18 protein-coding genes and 1 pseudogene are annotated in these 19,570 nt (G+C 56.6%); 14 read left to right on the top strand and 5 right to left on the bottom strand.

The window, feature by feature from the left end; genetic code table 11:
- From QN399_RS14460 to QN399_RS14415, 10 genes are all read left to right on the top strand, one after another.
- Positions 1–1,275, top strand: a complete 1,275-nt coding sequence (locus QN399_RS14460; protein ID WP_330201089.1) for an aromatic ring-hydroxylating dioxygenase subunit alpha — start codon at positions 1–3, stop codon at positions 1,273–1,275.
- A 15-nt stretch (positions 1,276–1,290) separates the two neighbouring features.
- Positions 1,291–1,770 carry an aromatic-ring-hydroxylating dioxygenase subunit beta gene (locus QN399_RS14455; protein WP_322178805.1) on the top strand — a complete coding sequence of 160 codons (480 nt, stop codon included), beginning with the start codon at positions 1,291–1,293 and terminating at the stop codon, positions 1,768–1,770.
- Positions 1,771–1,780: 10 nt separating this feature from the next.
- Positions 1,781–2,521 (top strand): SDR family NAD(P)-dependent oxidoreductase, encoded by a 741-nt coding sequence (locus QN399_RS14450; RefSeq protein WP_322216850.1) that lies wholly within the window; start codon positions 1,781–1,783, stop codon positions 2,519–2,521.
- A gap of 79 nt (positions 2,522–2,600) precedes the next feature.
- The gene (locus QN399_RS14445; RefSeq protein WP_330201088.1) at positions 2,601–3,560 is read left to right on the top strand and encodes a PDR/VanB family oxidoreductase; all 960 of its coding nucleotides are present in this window, start codon (positions 2,601–2,603) and stop codon (positions 3,558–3,560) included.
- A 19-nt stretch (positions 3,561–3,579) separates the two neighbouring features.
- Positions 3,580–4,080, top strand: coding sequence for a flavin reductase (locus QN399_RS14440; RefSeq protein ID WP_150632634.1), 501 nt, complete (start codon positions 3,580–3,582; stop codon positions 4,078–4,080).
- Between the two features lie 226 nt (positions 4,081–4,306).
- Complete coding sequence (locus tag QN399_RS14435; RefSeq protein ID WP_330201087.1) at positions 4,307–5,584, top strand: OprD family porin; 1,278 nt, start codon at positions 4,307–4,309, stop codon at positions 5,582–5,584.
- 140 nt (positions 5,585–5,724) lie between these two features.
- Entirely contained in the window at positions 5,725–6,906 is a 1,182-nt protein-coding gene (locus tag QN399_RS14430; RefSeq protein ID WP_330201086.1) for an alpha-hydroxy acid oxidase, read from the top strand.
- Between the two features lie 215 nt (positions 6,907–7,121).
- Positions 7,122–8,228 (top strand): NAD/NADP octopine/nopaline dehydrogenase family protein, encoded by a 1,107-nt coding sequence (locus QN399_RS14425; RefSeq protein WP_322178809.1) that lies wholly within the window; start codon positions 7,122–7,124, stop codon positions 8,226–8,228.
- Complete coding sequence (locus tag QN399_RS14420) at positions 8,225–9,223, top strand: 3-hydroxybutyryl-CoA dehydrogenase (RefSeq protein ID WP_330201085.1); 999 nt, start codon at positions 8,225–8,227, stop codon at positions 9,221–9,223. Before QN399_RS14425 ends, QN399_RS14420 begins: the two co-directional genes overlap by 4 nt.
- A gap of 135 nt (positions 9,224–9,358) precedes the next feature.
- Entirely contained in the window at positions 9,359–9,982 is a 624-nt protein-coding gene (locus QN399_RS14415) for an NIPSNAP family protein (protein ID WP_330201084.1), read from the top strand.
- On the opposite strand, the gene QN399_RS14410 is transcribed toward QN399_RS14415, so the two are convergent.
- Together QN399_RS14410 and QN399_RS14405 are read right to left on the bottom strand one after the other, a co-directional pair.
- A complete protein-coding gene (locus QN399_RS14410; RefSeq protein ID WP_322178812.1) occupies positions 9,949–10,398 on the bottom strand; it encodes an ATP-binding cassette domain-containing protein in 450 nt (149 codons plus the stop codon). The genes QN399_RS14415 and QN399_RS14410 overlap by 34 nt on opposite strands.
- Before the next feature lie 31 nt (positions 10,399–10,429).
- Positions 10,430–10,912: pseudogene (locus QN399_RS14405) on the bottom strand (transposase); the annotation flags it as partial.
- Between the two features lie 335 nt (positions 10,913–11,247).
- On the opposite strand from QN399_RS14405, the gene QN399_RS14400 reads away from it, so the two are divergent.
- Complete coding sequence (locus QN399_RS14400; protein WP_330201083.1) at positions 11,248–12,930, top strand: penicillin-binding protein 2; 1,683 nt, start codon at positions 11,248–11,250, stop codon at positions 12,928–12,930.
- 390 nt (positions 12,931–13,320) lie between these two features.
- Here QN399_RS14400 and QN399_RS14395 read toward each other — a convergent pair whose 3' ends face one another.
- The 3 genes from QN399_RS14395 to QN399_RS14385 all read right to left on the bottom strand — a co-directional run bounded on the left by QN399_RS14395 (position 13,321) and on the right by QN399_RS14385 (position 16,810).
- Positions 13,321–14,262 (bottom strand): IS5 family transposase, encoded by a 942-nt coding sequence (locus QN399_RS14395; protein WP_323565899.1) that lies wholly within the window; start codon positions 14,260–14,262, stop codon positions 13,321–13,323.
- A 104-nt stretch (positions 14,263–14,366) separates the two neighbouring features.
- Positions 14,367–14,744 carry a cupin domain-containing protein gene (locus QN399_RS14390; RefSeq protein ID WP_322178815.1) on the bottom strand — a complete coding sequence of 126 codons (378 nt, stop codon included), beginning with the start codon at positions 14,742–14,744 and terminating at the stop codon, positions 14,367–14,369.
- 29 nt (positions 14,745–14,773) lie between these two features.
- Complete coding sequence (locus tag QN399_RS14385) at positions 14,774–16,810, bottom strand: NADH:flavin oxidoreductase (RefSeq protein ID WP_322178816.1); 2,037 nt, start codon at positions 16,808–16,810, stop codon at positions 14,774–14,776.
- Between the two features lie 135 nt (positions 16,811–16,945).
- Here QN399_RS14385 and QN399_RS14380 point away from each other — a divergent pair, with 135 nt between their 5' ends.
- Genes QN399_RS14380 through QN399_RS14370 form a run of 3 tightly spaced genes read left to right on the top strand, consistent with a single transcriptional unit; the run spans position 16,946 to position 19,521 of the window.
- Positions 16,946–17,605: a TetR/AcrR family transcriptional regulator gene (locus tag QN399_RS14380; RefSeq protein WP_330201082.1), complete on the top strand. Its 660-nt coding sequence runs from the start codon at positions 16,946–16,948 to the stop codon at positions 17,603–17,605.
- 33 nt (positions 17,606–17,638) lie between these two features.
- Entirely contained in the window at positions 17,639–18,478 is an 840-nt protein-coding gene (locus QN399_RS14375; RefSeq protein ID WP_330201081.1) for a pyrroline-5-carboxylate reductase dimerization domain-containing protein, read from the top strand.
- Between the two features lie 41 nt (positions 18,479–18,519).
- On the top strand, positions 18,520–19,521 hold the full coding sequence (locus QN399_RS14370) for an ABC transporter substrate-binding protein (RefSeq protein ID WP_323566465.1): 1,002 nt from the start codon (positions 18,520–18,522) through the stop codon (positions 19,519–19,521).
- Positions 19,522–19,570 lie beyond the last annotated feature (49 nt).

Here is a 19,570-nt window from a genome sequence, read left to right as displayed (position 1 = left end):
GTGAGTAACCTGATAAACACCGTAACGCTCGACGCCAGTCCTTCCGATCTGGTCCTGCATGACCGCGTTCACACGTCGCTGTACACCGACGGCAAGATCTTCGATCAGGAGCTGGACAAGATTTTCTACAGCACCTGGATCTGGGTCGCTCACGGGAGTGAGATCCCGGAGTCCGGCAGCTACAAGAGCACCTATATCGGCAAGCAGCCGGTGATCGTCGTGCGCGACCGCAAGAAAGAAGTGCATGTGTTGCTCAACCGCTGCCGCCATCGTGGCGCAACGGTGTGCGAACACAAGAAGGGTAAGACCAACAGTTTTGTCTGCCCTTATCACGGCTGGAGCTATGCCCTGGATGGCAGCTTGCGCGGTGTGCCGCACCCGGAAAGCTACGCCGATTGCCTGGACAAGGGCGAACTGCCTTTGGTCAGCCTGCGTGTCGAGCAATACAACGGCATGATCTTCGCCACCTTCAAGGATGACATCGAGCCCCTCGCTGATTTCCTCGGCCCGGCAAAGAAGTGGATCGACCTGTTCATGAAGCAGGGCGCCGGCTACCCCGTCAAAGTGGGTGGCGAGCACCGCTTCCGCTTCCCCGGCAACTGGAAGATCCAGCTGGAAAACACCACCGACGCCTACCACTTCCCGCTGGTGCACAAGTCGTTCCTGTCGTCCGTGGATGAACAGACCCTGAAGCTGTTCGACTTCGTCGAAGGACCGGGCTACGTCGAAGACCTCGGCAACGGACACAGCGTGATGGTGATGATCCCTGACCTGGTCGACCTGGAAGCCAACCTCGACTTGCCGATCCCTGAGCGTTTCGAAGACCTGGCCGCGCAATTGCGCGCCGAAGGCCAGGACGAAGAATCGGTCCGTCGCATCGTGCGTGCGGTCGGCGGTTCGGGCTTCAACCTCAACCTGTTCCCGAACATCGCTTGTTCCATGGCGTTCTTCCGGGTGTTGCAACCGATCGCGGTGAACGAAACCGAAATCCATCACGCCGTCATCACCATGGACGGTGGCCCGGCGGTGGCCAACCGTTATCGTCTGCGTCTGCATGAGCACTTCCAGGGCCCGATGGGTTTTGGTACTCCGGACGATTCCGAAGCCTGGGAGCGCGTACAGCGCGGCGCCAGTGCCGGCACTGATCTGTGGATCATGCTCAACCGCGGCTTGCCGGGTGAAAAGGCATCCGAAGATGGGCGGGTGAGCGATGTGAGCGCCGAGACCGGCATGCGCGCTGGTTACCAGCAGTGGAAAAAGATGATGTCGGCCTGAGTGACGGAGAACACCATGAACAACCTGCAATTGCTCAACCAAGTCAGCGCTTTCATCTGGCAGGAAGCGGACATGCTCGATCACGGCGATTTCGTCGACTGGCTCGATCTGTGGACCGAGAACGCGACCTACATCATCCCGATCGATCCGCTGGAAACCGACTTCGAGAACACCCTGAACTACGCCTACGATGATCACCACATGCGTCAGTTGCGTGTCACCCGATTGACCAGCGGCGAATCGATTTCGACCACCCCGCGGGCACGCACCGTGCGCAGTCAGTCGCGCTTTCGCGTGCTTTCAGATGAAGACGGAATTGTCACCGTGCGTTGTGCGCAGAACCTGCGTGAGTTCCGCAAGGATGTGCTCAAGCAGTACACCGCCGATGTCACGTTTGAACTGGTGCGCAGCGGTGACAGTTTCAAGATTCAGCGCAAGGTGATCCAGCTGATCAACTCCACCGATACCCTCGCCGGTATCGGCTACATCCTCTGAGGACGTTGCCATGACACAGGTTGCATTGGTCACCGGCGCGGCCCTGGGGCTGGGCAAAAGTATTGCCGAGCAACTGCTGAACGCCGGCTATCGGGTCGTGATCAGCGACCGTTCGCTGGAATCAGCACAGGTCACCGCCACTGAACTCGATGCCACGGGTGAACGGGTCCTGGCGCTTAAGCTCGATGTATCGAGGAAGGCCGATTTCGAAGACGCGCTGGCGGCCGTCGTGGCGCATTGGGGTGAATTGCAGGTGGTGGTGAACAACGCTGCGATGACCATGACCACACCGGTGATGCAGATCAGCCCGGAAGAGTTCGACCGTGTTGTGAGCGTCAATCAGCGCGGCACTTTTGTCGGCTGCCAGGTGTTCGGCAGCTATCTGGCGGCCCAGGGTTACGGGAGGATCATCAACATGGCTTCCCTGGCCGGGCAGAACGGCGGCACCGCAACCGGCGCGCATTACGCCGCATCCAAGGGCGCCATCATTACCTTGACCAAGATCTTCGCCAAGGAGCTGGCGGCGTCCGGTGTCACGGTCAACGCTATCGCCCCGGGCCCTATCGAGTCACCGGCGGTGCGCGCCGCCGTGCCGCCCGAGCGCCTGGAAAAACTGATAGAGGCGATCCCGGTCAAACAATTGGGTAACGCCGCGTTCATCGGCAAGTTGATTGTGCAACTGGCCAGCGAAGACGCCTACTTCACCACCGGGGCGACCTGGGATGTGAACGGCGGGATCTTCATGCGCTGAGGCCACGGTTACACGGTTTGAAAAAGCAGTCGGGGGTGCCCAGATGCGCCTCCTTACAACGAAATCGGGATGGTCCTGTATGAGCGATCAATTATTGAAAGTCGTCGTGCGCAAGCGCGAAGAACAGGGCGAAGGTGTTGTCGTACTGGATCTGAGTGATCCTGCGGGACAGCCTTTGCCCGCCTTCGAGGCGGGCGCGCATATCGATATCCACCTCAAGACCGGTCTGGTTCGCCAGTATTCGCTGTGCGGTGATCCGGCCAACGCAGGCGCCTATCGCTTGGGCGTACTCAAGGATCCCGCCTCGCGTGGCGGTTCGGTGGCGGTGCATGAACTGCTACAGGAAGGTCGTGAAATCGAGATCAGCCTGCCACGCAATCACTTTCCGCTGGCCAGCGATGCCAGGCGTTCGATCCTGATCGGCGGCGGTATCGGCATCACCCCGATGGTGGCCATGGCTTACGCGCTGAATGCCCACGACAGCGATTTCGAACTGCATTATTGCGGTCGTTCACGCAGCCGCAGCGCCTTTCTCGAGGAGCTGGGTAACGCTGCGTTTGCGTCGCGGTTGAACACCCACTTTGACGACGAAGCCGCCGACCAGAAACTCGACCTGCCAAAAGTGCTGGGCACTCCACAAGCTGGCGTACACGTGTATGTCTGCGGACCGGCCGGTTTCATGGACTGGGTCATTGCCCAGGTCCTGGAAGCGGGGTACGCCGACGATCATGTGCACCGCGAATACTTCCAGGTCGAAGTCGACGCTTCGGGCGCCGGTTTCGAAGTGGTCGCCCAGCGCAGCGGCAAGACCGTACAGGTTGCCGAGGGCCAGAGCATCGTCGATGCGCTGACTGCCGTGGGCATCAAGATTGAAGTGTCGTGTGAGCAAGGCGTTTGCGGCACATGCTTGTGCGACGTTATCGAAGGCGAACCGGATCATCGCGACATCTATCTCACGGATGACGAAAAATCTGCCAATGACCAGATTCTGGTGTGCTGTTCCCGGGCCAAGTCCAAGAAACTGGTGCTGGATATCTGATAGACCGGAGGGTAAGACCATGGTCGATACAACTGGATTTCGTAACTCAATGGCAATGCTTGGTGGCGCGGTTTCGGTCATCACCACCGATGGTCCTGCGGGTCGTTTCGGGTTTACCGCTTCGGCGGTGTGCAGCGTGACTGACCAGCCACCGACGCTGTTGGTGTGCATGAATCGCTCGTCGTTTTCCAACGTGCATTTCAAGAGCAACGGTGTGCTGAGCGTCAACGTGCTGACCCCTGGGCATCAGGAGGTGTCGGGGGCTTTTTCCAACCGCAATCTCGATACCGAACAGCGCTTTTCCTGCGCATCATGGAGCACCCTGGAGAGCGGTGCGCCGTTGCTTGATGAGTCACTGGTCAGTTTCGACTGCCGTATCGCCCAGGCTCATGAAGTGGGATCGCACACAATTTTCTATTGCGAAGTATTGGGCATCCGTAATGGCGACAGCCAGGAAGGCCTTGTGTATTTCAATCGCGCCTACCACCGTTTGGGGGATGCCTCTAAAGCAACTTCCTGATGTTGGATTGCCCCAAAAAAACGATAAGACTTTCCATGATCGTTGAGTGTTTAAAATAACTATAAAGCGGTTTTCGCTGTTCTGGCGAACGACTGCGTTACGACTTTTTTGCAGTAAGTGGTTATAAAAATAATACTGCGGATTGACTGCCAAAGTTTCACTTTTGCTGAATTGATCTGCTTCCACTAGTCGTGCCTTCGTGCATGTAAAAAAGAAGGAAAGTTTGATGTTCCAGAAGAGCTGGGTAAGCCGTGGCGTCACCACCGCGGCCGTGATGGGGATCTTCACACCTGTGGTTGCGCAGGCTGACTTCGTAGACGACAGCCAAGTCAGTCTGGGGATGCGCAACTTCTATATCGACCGCGATTTCAAACAGCATGATGCGCCGCAATCGCGGATCGGCAGTTGGACCCAAGGCTTCGATTTTCGGGCGATCTCGGGTTACACCGAAGGCACGCTACAGTTTGGCCTGGACCTCTCGGCGCAGTACGCCTATCGCCTGGACGGCGGCGGTGGCCGTGGTCCGGACAGCATCATTCCGTACGACACCAGCAAGGGCGAACAAGTCCGGGACTATGGCCGTGCGGCGCTGACCGGCAAGGTTCGTTACAACAAAACCGAACTCAAGATAGGTGAACTTCGACCGACGTTGCCGGTGGCTTACATCGACGACTCCCGGCAATTAATCACCACCTATCACGGCGTGCAGCTCGAATCGAAAGACGTGGACAACCTGACGCTGACCGGTGGCCGTTTTACCGAGATCAGCTCCCGGGAGTCTTCCAATACCGAGAAGATGTACTTGTTCAATGGGCCCGACGTTAAACGTCGCAGTGACGGTTTGAACTTTGGGGGCGCCACGTATGCGTTTACGCCGAACTTGTCCGGCACTTACTTCTTCGGCCAGTTGGAAGATATCTACAAACAACACTATCTCGGTTTGACTTATAACTATGATCTGGGGGCCGGTTACGGCGTGAAGACCGACCTCCGTTACTTCAATAACAGCGAGGACGGCAAGGCGTTATACGGCGACATCGACAACAGGTCCTACGGGATCATGACGACCCTGAAGAAGGGTGCCCATGCTTTCGGTGTCGGCTATCAGCGCATGCTTGGCGAGTCGACATTCCCGACGCTCAACGGCTATGCACCGCAGCCTTACTTGGTGAACTGGTCGACAGTGGCGTTCGTCAAGCCGAACGAAAGCTCCTGGCAATTGCGTTATGACTACAACTTCGCGGGCATCGGTTTGCCGGGTCTGAAATTGATGACGCGTTACATGCGCGGCACGGGTGTCGACCGGGGCAACAATGCCCTCGACCAAAACGTCGAAAGCGAACGCAACATCGTGCTCGGCTATGTGGTGCAAAGCGGTCCGCTCAAAGATGTGGGTTTCGAATGGCGCCGCATTGACGTTAAGACGCGTTATGGCAATGGCAGTGCGTCGGGTGCGGACTATCAGGAGAACCGCCTGATCACCACCTACACCTGGAAGTTCTGAAATCCCCCGGGAGCCGTTCGCGGCTTCCGGGTTGCCCGCGCATCGGGCAAAGGTTTTTCAACACTGGTTTTCCTTTGCCCGGATCGCTCCTTCCGGGCTTTTTTTCGCAGCGGTTTTTATCCGCCCTACGAGGATGACCTATGCGTCGTTTCTATACCGGTTCTGACTTGAATCGTGTGCACAGCATTGCCGAACTGGCCGACATGGCTCGGCGACGCGTGCCTTACTTCGTCTGGGAATACCTCAGCGGCGGCGCGGAAGCCGAATTGACGCTCAAGGATAATCTCGACGCGTTCAGTGCTTATGGCCTGCACGCCAGAGCCATGGTGCCCTGCCATGCGCCCGACACGTCTCGCGCGTTGTTCGGCAAGGTGCTGCCAATGCCGATGCTGATCGGGCCGACGGGCTACAACGGTCTGTTGCACCGCGATGCCGACATTCACTTGGCCAAGGCTGCAACGGCACGTGGTTTGCCGTTCAGCCTGAGCACCGCGTCCAACACTTCACTGGAAGACCTCGTCGCGGCGGCGCCTGATGTCGACCTGTGGTTTCAGCTGTACGCCATGCGCGATCCGGCGGTGCAAAAAAACCTGTTGCAGCGCGCCGCCGCTGTCGGTTGCCGGACTCTGGTGTTGACCTGTGATGCGATGGTGCTAGGCAATCGCGAGTGGGACCGACGCAGTTTCGCCAGGCCGCGACAGCTGACATGGCGCAACAAGTTTGACGTTGTCCGTCACCCGCGTTGGCTCAAGCAAGTGATGTGGCCATCGGGGCTGCCTGGCATGGGCAACCTTGAACCTTACTTGCCGCCGAGTGAGCGCAATCCCTTGGGATCAATGGCGTTTGTCGGCAAGCAGATGGACACCTTGCTCGATTGGGACATGCTGGCGCGTTTGCGTGATCAATGGGGCGAGCGGCTGTTGCTCAAGGGCGTGTTGCATCCGGCCGATGTGGAGCGAGCCATCGCCCTCGGGCTTGACGGTGTGGTGGTGTCCAATCACGGCGGCCGCCAACTGGACGGTGCCCTCGGCAGCCTCGATGCACTGGCGGCCATCGCGCCTCAGGCGAAAGGCAAACTCAGCCTGCTGCTGGATGGCGGGATCCGGCGTGGCAGCGACATCGTCAAAGCGCTCGCGCTGGGGGCCGATGCCGTGCTGCTAGGGCGCTCCACCCTTTACGGCGTGGCGGTGGCAGGTGAAGACGGTGCTGGCCGGGCGCTGGACGTATTGACGGAAGAACTGGCGCGGACCATGAACCTGATGGGCTGCACCCACCTAAACCACCTTGACAGCGACAGCGTGTTCGAGCGACGACGCGCTTGAGCATTTGTGGGCGCGAGCTTACTCGATGGCGGCGTGTCAGACGAAATCAATGTTGAATGTACCGGCCCCTTCGCGAGCAAGCCCGCTCCCACACTGATCGTGGTCGCACTCGACCAGTTTATTGCGTTGCAGAATCGGAATGACGCTTGCGCGTTTCGCGCAGTGGCTCGCCGGGGCCGTTGCTAGGATCGAGGCTCTTCTACAGGAGTGCTTTCATGAATATCAGTGTTATCGGCGGCGGTCACGGTTGCTACGCGGCAGCGATAGAGTTGGCGGAGAAAGGCCATTCGGTGCGGTTGTGGCGCCGAGACAGTGCCGCGCTGGAAAAACTGCAAGGCCTCGGCCATCTGCTCGTGCGCGACTTTCGTGGCGAACGACGCTTGAGCCTGGGGCAGGTCGGGGATGCCCTGACCTTGACGGCCGATCTGGCACAGGCCGTGGCCGATGCTCAGTTGTTGGTCATTGCCTTGCCGTCGACCTCCCACGAAGCCCTTGCCAGCGAACTGGCTCCCTTGTTGCGCGACGGGCAAGTGGTGTTCCTGCCGCCGGGGACGTTTGGCAGCATGATGTTCGCCCAGGCAATGGCGAAGGCGGGGAATCACAGCGAGGTGGCGTTTGCGGAGACCGGCACCTTGCCCTATCTGGCGCGTAAGCATGGCGATAACCAGGTGGTGATCAGCGGCTACGCGACCCGTCTGCCGACCGGAGTTTTTCCGAGTCGTTTGAGCGAGTCGGCGTTCGCCGTATTGCGCGAGGCTTACCCCAGCGTCGAACCGATCGAAGATGCACTCAGCGGCGCGCTGATGAACGCCGGGCCAATCATTCATCCGCCGTTGATCCTTATGAACGCGGGTCCACTTGAGCATTTCGAGACGTGGGACATTCACAACGAAGGGACTGTACCTTCGATTCGTCGCGTGACCAATGCCCTCGACGCCGAGCGTATCGCCGTTCGTGAAGCACTGGGCTATGGCGCACCGCATTTCCCGCTGGCTGATCATTACGCCACCGACGGCGATGAGTGGATGTACGGTCGCGGCGCTCACGGCAAACTGACCGATAGCGGCGATTGGCGTGAAGACATCGACCTGCAAAAGCACCGCTACATGCTTGAAGACACACGACTGGGCTTGTCGTTTCTAGTGTCGGTTGGGCGCTGGGCCGGCGTGCCGACACCGGTCGCTCAGGGCCTGTTGAACCTGGCCACCGTGGTCAGTGGCATCGACCTGTACGCCGAGGGTCGAACCCTGGAAAACCTCGGGCTGGATCAACTGAGCCGCAGCGAAATGGCGCAGTGCATGAACCAGGGGTTGCAGGCATGAGCGCCGATCCGCAACGCATCTGTATCGTCGGCGCGGGGCGCATGGGCGAGGGCATTGCCTTGGCGTTCATGTTCGCCGGACTGCCGGTGACCCTGATCGATATCAAGCAACGCGAGCCCGTGGCGCAGGACCGCTACTTCCGCCAGATCGAGGGCCACTTGCGCGGCGAACTGGCATCGCTTGCGCGTTTGGGATCACTCGATCCGGCACAAGTCGAACAGGCGATGAGCCATTTACGCTTGAGTGATCGCGAAGGCAGTGGCGACGATTTGCACAGTGCCACTGTCGTGTTCGAAGCCGTGCCTGAAGTGCTTGAACTCAAGGCCCTGACGTTCGCTTGGCTGAGTGCTGCGTGTGGCGATGAAACGGTGATTGCATCGACGACATCGACCTTTCTGGTGACGCAGCTGGCGGCATTGGTCACGCACCCGCAACGCTTCGTCAATGCCCATTGGCTGAACCCGGCGCTCCTGATGCCGCTGGTCGAAGTCAGCCGCAGCAAGGACACTTGCCCGCAGGTGGTGCAACGCCTGATGGCATTGCTCAAGCGCATCGGCAAAGTGCCCGTGCAATGCTCCCCGGCAGCCGGTTACATCGTGCCGAGAATCCAGGCACTGGCGATGAATGAAGCGGCTCGAATGGTCGAGGAGGGGGTGGCCAGTGCAGAGGACATCGACACCGCGATTCGCGTTGGTTTCGGTCTGCGTTTCTCCGTGCTGGGGATGCTTGAGTTTATCGACTGGGGCGGCGGCGACATTCTGTTCTATGCCTCCCATTACCTGGCTGAAGCCATCGATCCACGTTTCCTGCCACCCAAAGTCATTGCCGAGAACATGGCGCAAGGGCGGAACGGGCTGCGCGAAGGTCAGGGTTTTTATGATTACCAGGACGTTGACCTGGAGGCCTACAAACTGCAGAGGCTGGGTGAGTTCACCCGCAAGCTTGAGTTGATGGGGCTGTCGCCGGTGTTCAACGGTGGCGTGGCAACGTCCTGAGCGCGGAAGCTGACGTGTGATCGCGACAGCTTCACGACCTGGTTGCACAACCGGCGCGCCGTTATGGCTGCGTCGGTTTTTCCGTGGTGGATGCAGGTCATCCATGCATTTGTCTGGTCCTGAATCGAGGTTGTCATGAAACTGTACGAATTGATCACGTTCACCGTGCGGGTGCGCACTGTCGCCACTGCCATGGCTTGTCTGGAGCAGCGAACGGCCGTCGATGACGCCGCAGTGAAACTGGTCGGCTGCTGGGCGTCGGAAATCGGCCCGCTGAATCAGATCGCGGTGTTGCGTGGTTTTGTCGACGAGGCGTCTCGCCAGGCTGAGCGCGAACGTTATCTGTCGAGTGCCGACGTGTTTGGCATCGAGGCGTATCTGACGGACATGCGCGTGGAAAGCTACACGTTGTTTCCCTTTATCCAGCCACTGTCTGCCGGGTGCCACGGGCCGTTCTATGAACTTCGCGTCTACGACCTCATGCCATCGGGCCTGGCTCCCACGCTCAAGGGCTGGGAAAAAGCCGTAGGGCCACGAACAGACGTGCAGTACTCCCCGGTGTATGCCGCCTTCTACGCCACTGACGGTCAACTGCCGCGTTACCTGCACATCTGGCCTTACGCCTCACTCGAACAACGACTGGACGTGCGCGCACGTGCCGTACAGGACGGCGTCTGGCCGCCGGAAAATTCAGGCCCGCAACTGCGCGACATGCATTCGACGATCTACCTGCCTGCGAGCTTTTCGCCACTGCAATGAGATTTGCCGAACCCTTTGTAAGCAAGGCCGTTCCCCCAGAAGGGGAACGTCGCACCACGAGCCTTGGGTTTCAGACGCCCAAGTAGCGCCAGGATAATTCTGGTGTTTCGGCCAGTTGCACATGCGTACCGTGCCAAACCTGTCGGCCCTTTTCGATGATGTGATGGCAGTCGACCGCCCGGGCCATTTCCTTGAGGTTCTTGTAGGACCAGAATCGCCTCGCCTTCGGCTTTCAAGCTCGCCAGGCAACTCCAGATGGTTCCGCGAATGATCGGCGCCAAGCCTTCGGTTGTCTCGTCGAAAATCAACAATTGCGGGTTGGTCAACAGGGCGCGGGCGACCACCATGATCTGCTGTTCGTCACCAGAGAGGGTTTTCGACAACTGATCCTGGCGTTCCTGTAACCGTGGAAACAACTGGTAGATCCGTGCCAGGTCCTACTTACCCTGGGTCGCGTTTGCCTTCCTCGTTTTTGGTCGAGCCGGGCGCGTGAATAATCGAGGCGTTGACAATAGTGTCCTGACGCAGGGAAAGACCTTTTTCCTGCAAATAACCGTTGATGACGGCGAGAATCGCAGGCGTCAGCGAGTGTTTCTCCAGCAGGTGCCGGAAGTTCATGATCGCAGTGTCTTCAGGGATCGGCGCACTCAGCGTGAGATGGGCAAACTGGCGCATGGGGGTGATTTCATAGAGCGCTTCTTCCATGGCCGGGTCGCTCAGGGCGAAACAGTTTTGCAGCAGATGAATGCGCAGCATGGTCTCCAGCGGATACGGTTTACGGCCACCACCAGCCTTCGGGTAATACGGTTCGATCAACCCCAACAAACCACTCCAGAGCACCACCTGATCCATTTCGGCAAGGAAGCGTTCACGACGGGTTTGCTTGCGCTTGCCTGCATATTTGAAATCGGAAAAGCTCATCTGACTCATGCGAGGCTCAGGTCAGGTGGTGAGGGTGTATTCCAGCACATTTGAGGACTTGTTCGGAGAATCCCTAGCATGCTGTGGGGTACTTGCCACGTCGCAAATAGGCCTCATGGTAGGTCGGACGCAAATGCTCAACATCCGGCTAGCCACCAATTGTTATGTTTTTTTGGAGAGAGAGCAAAAAAACATAACATCAAAACTTCAACATAGAGATCAACAAAAAATAAACCTTTTACATGGATATTAATATACGAAGCTGTTTCTGGATATTACAAAGCAAAAAAACCACAAGTTCGTTAGGCTGATTTGCCGTCGCACGAATAAATCAGGAAACCTACATGAGCCTCCTAACGCGAAATCCGAGATTTATGACGGTTTTAGTTATTTTTTGCTCTCTAGCGATAGTCCTTATGGCGAGAATTACCTATCTTTCTATTTTTTCTCATGAGTTTCTAAACGACGAAGGCCGCAAACGATCTACGCGCCTAATTGAGACAATTCCAGTTCGCGGCACCATTTTTGACCGATTCAATCAGCCCATGGCGGTCTCTACCCCCGTAAGCACAATATGGGTTAACCCTAAACAATTTTCTCCAACAAAACAGCAAGTAGAATTATTAAGCGAGCATCTTAATATTGATGCTTCACGAATTAGCTATTTGAAATTGAATGCCCAAGGAAAATCGTTCGCCTATTTAGCAAGAAGGGTTTCTCCAGAGACCGCGAAAAAGGTAGAAGCCTTGTCTATTTTCGGAGTTTATGAGCGAAAAGAGTACAAGCGATTCTACCCCCAATCATCGATGTTAGCTCAGACGTTAGGCTTTACCAATATTGACCAGAAAGGCATCGAAGGCATTGAGCTAATGTATGATCAGCGACTTTCAGGAGCGTTTGGCCTTGAAGAGCTCACCTTGAACTTACACAAGCGCGTCACAAGAGAAATCCTTGTTCACAAGCCCCTGACTCCTGGAAAAAATGTATACCTGACAATAGACTCCACCCTGCAATACTACGTTGAAAAAGCGCTATGGAAAGCACTTGTATATAATAAAGCCCAGTCTGTGAGCGCAATTCTTATACACGCAAAAACAGGAGAGATACTGGCGATATCCACAGTGCCTTCATTCAATCCTAATTCTCGAAAAAGCTTTAGCCCGAATGTGATTCGAAATCGTGTATTTACTGATGTGTATGAGCCGGGTTCAGTAATAAAACCATTCAGCATGGCCGCCGTGTTAACGGCAGGTATCGTTGACAAAAACGCTATGATTCAGATAGCGCCAGGTTTTGTTAAGATCAATGGCTATACTATTCGTGATGTGGGAAGGGATGATCAGTTAGATCTAGCAGGTATCATTCGTCGATCCTCTAATGTTGGCATGAGTAAAATCGCAATACCAACAGGTGGAAAAATCATCTCTCAAATGCTACTTGACCTGGGATTCGGAAATAGCACCTCCGTCTTTTTTCCTGGAGAAAGTGTTGGTTCTGTTCCAACTAGGACAGCATGGTCGGATATAGCCACTGCGAGCCTTTCATACGGATACAGTTTGTCGGTCAATTTGGCTCAATTGGTTCAGGCCTATACCGTTTTTGCAAATAATGGAGACCTGATTCCATTATCGATAATAAAAAACGAAGCTCATCCACCCCGAAACGTCATGAAACCGGAGGTCGCGAACAGGATTCTGGAAATGCTGGTGCACGCAGTTGATGGGCCTGGGGCAGGAGGAAAGCGCGCAGCAATCAAAGGTTATGTAATTGCCGGAAAAAGCGGAACATCACGCAAGGCGTCCAGAGGCGGATATCAAAACAACGCATACAGAGCCATGTTCGTGGGTATTGCACCGGCCAATGCACCTGAGTTCATCATGGCTGTTTTGGTGGATGAGCCCACCGCTAAAGGTTACTTCGGAGGAGCGATTGCAGCACCTATTTTCAAGGAGGTTTTAGAGGACGTGCTTCGCATCAGAAATGTACAGAGTGATCAAAGCCAGACTCTACCAGCAGTCCAGGGTTGATTTGACACAGAACGTTTTGCGACGGCCTGACATTAGGTAGAAGCGAACATACCCGACGTTCATCAGGGTGGCACTTTTTTATCAATGAAAGTCATTCGTTGAGATCTATCACAGCCTTATATCTGTTGAACTTTTGAGTGCGTAGGGCATCACAATACATGATCCATGGGCCTCAATCCGCGACACCAAAGGCCCCATGAGGGACTCATGCCCCGGGCTGACAAAATCAGCTGCCAACTAGGGAGGGTCTGAAGTAAGCAGCCGTTTTTAACGGCCTCGCTGTTTGAGGTTCAAAAAACGGCGACTGAATCGAAAATCAGACCTTTCCTCCTCTCAGTTCAGTTCGCTGTTTTTTGCTGAATAACACCTTTTCAGGGCTAATTGTCCGCATCACAGGCGCACCTCGCCTGCATTCAACAGCCGTTTTCGCATCATCCACAGGTTCGATAAGGCAAACAGTGTGGTCTGTTGTACGGTGTTTTTCACCACGCCTCGGAAGCGGACTTTCGTATAACCAAACTGGCGCTTAATCACCTGGAATGGATGCTCAACTTTGGCCCGGACTTGAGCTTTCGCGTATTCGATTTTTCGGCGTATGCGACCGATCAGGCTCTTTTTTGCATGCTTCTTATAGCTACTGGGTCGCGCTGCGATCGACCAGATCATCTGCCGGTGTTGATGCTCCGGACGCTTCTCCACGCCGGTGTAACCGGCATCGCCAGAGACGTAAGTTTCCTCGCCATGCAGCAACTGATCGACCTGAGTCACGTCCGCCACATTCGCCGCCGTACCCACTACGCTATGCACCAGACCGGATTCAGCATCGACACCGATGTGCGATTTCATCCCGAAATAGTACTGATTTCCTTTCTTTGTCTGGTGTATTTCGGGGTCGCGTTTACCATCCTTGTTCTTGGTCGAACTGGGCGCATGAATGATCGTCGCATCGACCACAGTACCTTGGCGTAGCAGCAAACCTCGGTCGCCCAAATAGCCGTTGATGACCTGCAAAATTCCACCGGCCAGCTCATGTTTTTCCAACCGCCAGCGGAAGTTGAGGATCGTGGTTTCATCCGGAATCCGATCCAAATGCAACCCGGCAAACTGGCGCAGAATCGTGGTTTCGTAGAGGGACTCTTCCATCGCCGGGTCGCTGTAGCCGAACCAGTTTTGCATCAGATGAACCCGCAGCATGGCCATCAACGGATACGCCGGACGACCGCCTTCGCCCTTCGGATAATGCGGCTCGATCAATGCAATCAGGAAACGCTCGCGGCGGGTTTGCTTACGTTTGCCAGCGTATTCGGCATCAGCGAAGGACATTTGCTTCATCGGGGCTCAACCGTTCAGTTCGTGGAACAGGCGTTTTTCACCAGATTTGGAAGTCTTTTTCAGCGTTTCCCTAACGCTTTCTGTCCTTCGTATGCAGCTCCTGTTCACCGGCGGGTATAAATCACCATCAAAATAGCCCCTTGTACCGACCCTGCACTGTGTGCCGCGTCCGGAGCCCGGCAACAGTAGTCGCCGACGTTCAGTGTTCTATCCTGATCATAAAGTGAGCCTTGCAGTACGAACAGTTGTTCAAGCTCCCCTTTATGGGTATGGCTGGCGACATGAGCGCCTGCGTCGACTTTCATCAATAGGGTCTTTTCACCGCGTTCGGTGTCCTCGAACAGCGGTTTGATCCAGAAACCTTCAGCCGTTGTCGGCAGCCAATCATCAGCCGAAGACGAGTAATAGGTAGAGCCTTCGACCGGCCCGTGAGTGCCGTGTTTTCCAGCGATTCTCCAGAATGGTGTTTCATTTTTTGACATGTTTGTCTTCACCTGGGCAGCGGGTTCGTTTACAAGTCCTTGACCAGTCTCAACGCATCGTAGATCGCTGCGTGGGTGTTACGCGCAGCCACCGCATCGCCAATGCGAAACAACTGGAATCTGCCCTCCGGGTTGGTCACTAGCTGTTGCGGGTTGCCGACGATCAGGTCCTGATGTTCAACCACGCCACCGTTGCTCGAGGCGGATTTCAATTCGAAGTACAGTTCGTCCAGCGGTCGGGTGCCGTGGTTGACCACCACTTGATCGACCCGCCGGACCTTGCGTGCACTGCCGTAGTCACTGTCGATCATCGCCAGCAGATATTGACCTTCGCGCTCGACGGCGAGCAGTCGGAAGGTGACGGTGAAGGTGGTGTCCAGCGCTTGCAGTGAGCGCATGTAGGGCACCAGGTTCATCGCCATGACTTCCGGTGCGAAGGTCCGGTCCGGTGTCATGATCTCGATTTTTGCGCCACTTCGGGCGATGAACTCGGCCGCCTGCAGGCCCGCATGATCACCGGCGTCGTCGAACAGCAGGACATTGCGCCCGGGTTTCACATCCCCGGAGATAATGTCCCAGGCCGAGACCACCAGCTCATTGCCTGCCGAGAGAATCTCGGTGTGGGGCAGGCCGCCGGTGGCGATTATCACCACGTCCGGGTTTTCGTCGTGGACAGTGCTGGCCTCGGCCCAGGTATTGAAACGAAAGCTGACACCTCGGGCCATGCACTGGGCCATGCGCCACTCGACGATGCTGATCATTTCCCGCCGCCGCTCCGATTGCGCAGTGAGCCGAACCTGGCCGCCGGCCTGGTTGGTGGCTTCGAATACCACTACCTCATGACCGCGCTCGGCCGCCACTCGCGCCGCTTCCAGCCCGGCGACACCAGCACCGACAATCACGATTTTGCGTTTTCTCGCCGCCTTGGGGATGTCATGAGGCATAGTGGTTTCACGGCCGGTGGCCGGGTTGTGGATGCAATAGGCCGCACCGCCCTGGTAGATCCGGTCCAGGCAATAGTTGGCTCCGACACAGGGGCGAATATCCTCTTCGCGTCCCTCGATAATTTTGCGCACGATATGTGGATCGGTCATGTGCGCGCGGGTCATGCCAACCATGTCGATCTTTCCCGAGGCGATGGCATGGCGGGCGGTGGCGACGTCCGGAATTTTCGCCGCATGAAAGGTGGGGAAGTCGGTGGCGGCGCGAATCTCTCCGGCGAAGTCCAAGTGCGGCGAGTTGCGCATGCCCTGGATCGGAATTACGTCGGTCAGGCCGGCGTCGGTGTCGATATGGCCGCGGATAACGTTGAGAAAGTCCACCATGCCGCTGTCTTTCAGGCGCCTGGAGATGTCCAGACCGTCGGCCGGGGTCAGTCCGCCGGGCATTTGCTCGTCGCCGGTATAACGCACGCCGACGATGAACTCATGGCCGACGCGCTGGCGAATGGCGCGGAGGATGTCGAAGGTAAAACGCAGCCGGTTGTCGATGGAACCGCCATACGGGGCATCGAGGTCGTTGGTCAGCGGCGACCAGAACTGATCCATCAGATGCCCGTAGGCCTGCAGTTCGATGCCATCCAGGCCCGCAGCTTTCATCCGCTCGGCGGCGTCCGCATAGTCCTTGATGATTCGTTCCACATCCCAGTTTTCCATCTTCTTCGGGAAAGAGCGATGGGAGGCTTCGCGCTCGAATGACGGTGACACCACGGGCAACCAGTCCCCCTTGTCCCAGCGTGTGCGCCGACCGAGGTGGGTCAACTGGATCATGACCGCCGCGCCATGTTCGTGGCAGGCGTCGGTGAGGTCTCTCATCCAGCCGACCACCTCATCCTTGTAGGCCAGGATGTTGTTGAACACCGGTGGGCTGTCTCGCGAAACCGCAGCAGACCCCGCCGTCATGGTCAGGGCCACGCCAGCCTTCGCCCGTTCAACGTGGTAGGCGCGATAGAGGTCCTTGGGCATGCCATCTACGGGATAGGCCGGCTCGTGGGCGGTGGTCATGATGCGGTTTCTGAGAATCAGGTGCTTCAACTGATAGGGCTGGAGGAGCGGATCATTCAGCATCGTCAAGACTCTCCGGAAGAGGGCAAGGACCTAAGTTGAAATTACGTTAGGGTGAAATGTACACCTGTGTCAACAAGATAGACATAGGTGTACATTTTACTTGCGCGGTATCGGGTGAGCGACTAGGATCGAGTCATGAACGAACAAACCAAAGCGGTAGAAACAGGCTGGAGAGGGTCCCTGGAAGGGTGGCTCGATGCAGCGTATGAAAGCCTGACCGAGTGCGGTGTCGACACGGTGCGGGTGATGCCACTGGCCAAAAAACTGGGGCTGTCGAGAACCAGTTTTTACTGGTTTTTCAAGGATCGTGAAGAGCTGCTCGTCGCATTGATCGAGCGCTGGCGGGTGAAGAATACTGGCAATCTGATCGCCCAGACCGAGTGTTATGCCGAAAGCATTGCTGAGGCGATGCTCAACGTTTTCGACTGTTGGCTGAACCCGGACCTGTTCGATTCTCAGTTTGAATTTGCCATGCGCAGCTGGGCCTTGCAGTCCGCCGAAGTGGCCGAACATATCCGGGTGGCTGACATTGCTCGGCGCGAAGCCCTTATCCGGATGTTCGTGCGTTTCGACTATGCATTTGACGCCGCCGATGTGCGGGCTCGAACGATTTACCTGACGCAGATTGGCTATATCAGCACCAACACCCTAGAGGATGTCGGGGAGCGAATGCGGCGGATTCCAGAGTACGTGAAGATATTCACCGGCCAGGAACCACTGGATCGCGAATTGAAACGCTTCTACTCCCGCCATGGGTATGTGATGGATGAAGTTTCACCGCCAACCCCTGACTGACCGCAACTTCTGACTGACGAAGGCAGGTTCAAAATGTTCGACGAGCCCACGATAGGTATTATCGGCGGATCGGGATGGCTTGGCCGCTCGATAGCCCAGGCGATGCTCGACAGGGCTTTTATCCAGCCCGGTGCGTTGGTGCTTTCGAACCGCTCCGCAAGCAATCCATTATCGAGTCCCAAGTGGTCGCAGGTGATGGTAACGCGCAACAATCAGGAACTGGTGGAACGTTGTGATGTGGTCATCGTGTCCGTACGCCCCGAGCAGTTTGTCGATGTAAAGATTTTTGCTGAAAACCGACTGGTGATTTCGTTGATGGCCGGCGTGTCCCTGGAAGACGTGATGCAGCGTACTGGCAGTCGGCAGGTGATTCGCGCCATGGTCAATGCCGCCGCAGAGATCGGCAGGTCCTATACGCCCTGGTTGGTCACGCAAGAGGTCACCGACGAGCAGAAAGCGTTCGCCCAGCGGCTGTTCGAAATCTTCGGCAGCGCCGATGAAGTCTTCACCGAACACCAGTTGAATTACATGACAGCGCTGGTGGGAACAGGGCCTGCTTACCCGGCGTTGCTGGCTCGCAGCCTGTTCCAACATGCCGTGAACAGTGGCTTGCCTCCCGCCATTGCCCGACGCGCAGCCAATGCGGTGGTGGTGGATGCCAGCCAACTGATCGGCAATGGACACTCCGTCGATGAACTCCTGCAAGCGTTCGTCAGCTATCGCGGCGTCACAGCTGCGGGCCTCGAAGCCATGATTGCAAACGGCTTCGATAAAACAATAAAAGCAGGTCTGGATTCGGCGACCTCAGTCGCCAGTTCGATGAGTCCAATTGCCCATTCTGCTGACACGAAAGAAGGTCCAATGACGCGGTAGTTGGCCCTCCTTAACTCTGGCCGCAATCGAGGTTAGCGTTTATGAATATAAAGTTTTTCTCGAAGACAGGACTTGCACTAGGGATCATGGCCTTCAGTGGTTGGGTATCAGCGTCTGAGTGTGGTGATGTGACGATCGCCAACATGAACTGGCAATCGGCTGAAGTGATGGCCAACGTTGACAAGCTGATTCTCAATGCAGGCTACGGTTGTAATGCCGATCTGGTGACGGGGGATACAGTACCAACCATCACCTCAATGGTCGAAAAAGGTCGGCCCGATATCGCCCCTGAAGGTTGGATCGACCTGGTTCCTGAGGTCGCCAAGACGGGTATTCAAAGCGGTAATCTGGTTCAGGCAGCGAGCTCGTTATCCGACGGTGGCTCTCAAGGCTGGTGGATTCCGAAATACATCGCCGATGCCCATCCGGACATCAAGAGTTTCGACGATGTGAAGAAGCATCCCGAACTCTTCCCGGCCCCTGACGACGCAAAAAAAGGCGCGATCTACAACGGCCCGCAAGGTTGGGGCGGCACCGTGGTAACGGCCCAGTTCTACAAAGCCTACGGGTTTGAAAAGGCCGGTTTTGTGCTGGTTGACACCGGTTCGGCGGCGGCGCTGGACGGGTCCATTGCCAAAGCCTACGAGCGCAAGGCGCCTTGGCTGGGGTTTTATTGGGCACCCACCGCCTTGTTGGGCAAGTACCCAATGGTGAAGCTGGAAAATGGTCATGCTGTCGATCCGGTGGAGTGGAAGCGTTGCAACACGGTCGCCGACTGTTCTGATCCCCAACCCAATGGCTGGCCGATCGATCGGGTATTTACCTTGACCACCAAGTCCTTCTCCACTCGTTCGCCAAACGTCATGGCGTACCTGAACAAGCGCGCCTGGTCCAACGAAACGGTGAACAAACTGATTGCCTGGATGACCGATAACCAGGCCACCGGCGAGGAAGGGGCCAAGTACTTCCTGAAAAACAACGAAGCACTCTGGCGTCAGTGGGTCACTCCCGAAGCGTCTGGCAAGATCAAGGCTGCGCTTTAAACCCTCGGGTCAATGCAGCCCGTTGCGGCATGCTGCATTGCCCCTTGCG

The sequence above is a fragment of the Pseudomonas sp. 10C3 genome (genome assembly GCF_036346185.1).
Lineage (GTDB): Bacteria > Pseudomonadota > Gammaproteobacteria > Pseudomonadales > Pseudomonadaceae > Aquipseudomonas.
The sequence above is the reverse complement of the archived record's forward strand: the minus strand, read 5'-3'. Positions and strand labels throughout refer to the sequence as shown.

Bases quoted from the DNA above. Each gene is read 5' to 3' on its own strand.
- QN399_RS14455 (WP_322178805.1), top strand. From the start codon at position 1,291: ATGAACAACCTGCAATTGCTCAACCAAGTCAGCGCTTTCATCTGGCAG.
- QN399_RS14425 (WP_322178809.1), top strand. From the start codon at position 7,122: ATGAATATCAGTGTTATCGGCGGCGGTCACGGTTGCTACGCGGCAGCG.
- QN399_RS14375 (WP_330201081.1), top strand. From the start codon at position 17,639: ATGTTCGACGAGCCCACGATAGGTATTATCGGCGGATCGGGATGGCTT.
- QN399_RS14385 (WP_322178816.1), bottom strand. From the start codon at position 16,810: ATGCTGAATGATCCGCTCCTCCAGCCCTATCAGTTGAAGCACCTGATT.
- QN399_RS14390 (WP_322178815.1), bottom strand. From the start codon at position 14,744: ATGTCAAAAAATGAAACACCATTCTGGAGAATCGCTGGAAAACACGGC.
- QN399_RS14415 (WP_330201084.1), top strand. From the start codon at position 9,359: ATGAAACTGTACGAATTGATCACGTTCACCGTGCGGGTGCGCACTGTC.
- QN399_RS14435 (WP_330201087.1), top strand. From the start codon at position 4,307: ATGTTCCAGAAGAGCTGGGTAAGCCGTGGCGTCACCACCGCGGCCGTG.
- QN399_RS14445 (WP_330201088.1), top strand. From the start codon at position 2,601: ATGAGCGATCAATTATTGAAAGTCGTCGTGCGCAAGCGCGAAGAACAG.
- QN399_RS14395 (WP_323565899.1), bottom strand. From the start codon at position 14,262: ATGAAGCAAATGTCCTTCGCTGATGCCGAATACGCTGGCAAACGTAAG.
- QN399_RS14400 (WP_330201083.1), top strand. From the start codon at position 11,248: ATGAGCCTCCTAACGCGAAATCCGAGATTTATGACGGTTTTAGTTATT.
- QN399_RS14370 (WP_323566465.1), top strand. From the start codon at position 18,520: ATGAATATAAAGTTTTTCTCGAAGACAGGACTTGCACTAGGGATCATG.
- QN399_RS14450 (WP_322216850.1), top strand. From the start codon at position 1,781: ATGACACAGGTTGCATTGGTCACCGGCGCGGCCCTGGGGCTGGGCAAA.
- QN399_RS14440 (WP_150632634.1), top strand. From the start codon at position 3,580: ATGGTCGATACAACTGGATTTCGTAACTCAATGGCAATGCTTGGTGGC.
- QN399_RS14420 (WP_330201085.1), top strand. From the start codon at position 8,225: ATGAGCGCCGATCCGCAACGCATCTGTATCGTCGGCGCGGGGCGCATG.
- QN399_RS14380 (WP_330201082.1), top strand. From the start codon at position 16,946: ATGAACGAACAAACCAAAGCGGTAGAAACAGGCTGGAGAGGGTCCCTG.
- QN399_RS14430 (WP_330201086.1), top strand. From the start codon at position 5,725: ATGCGTCGTTTCTATACCGGTTCTGACTTGAATCGTGTGCACAGCATT.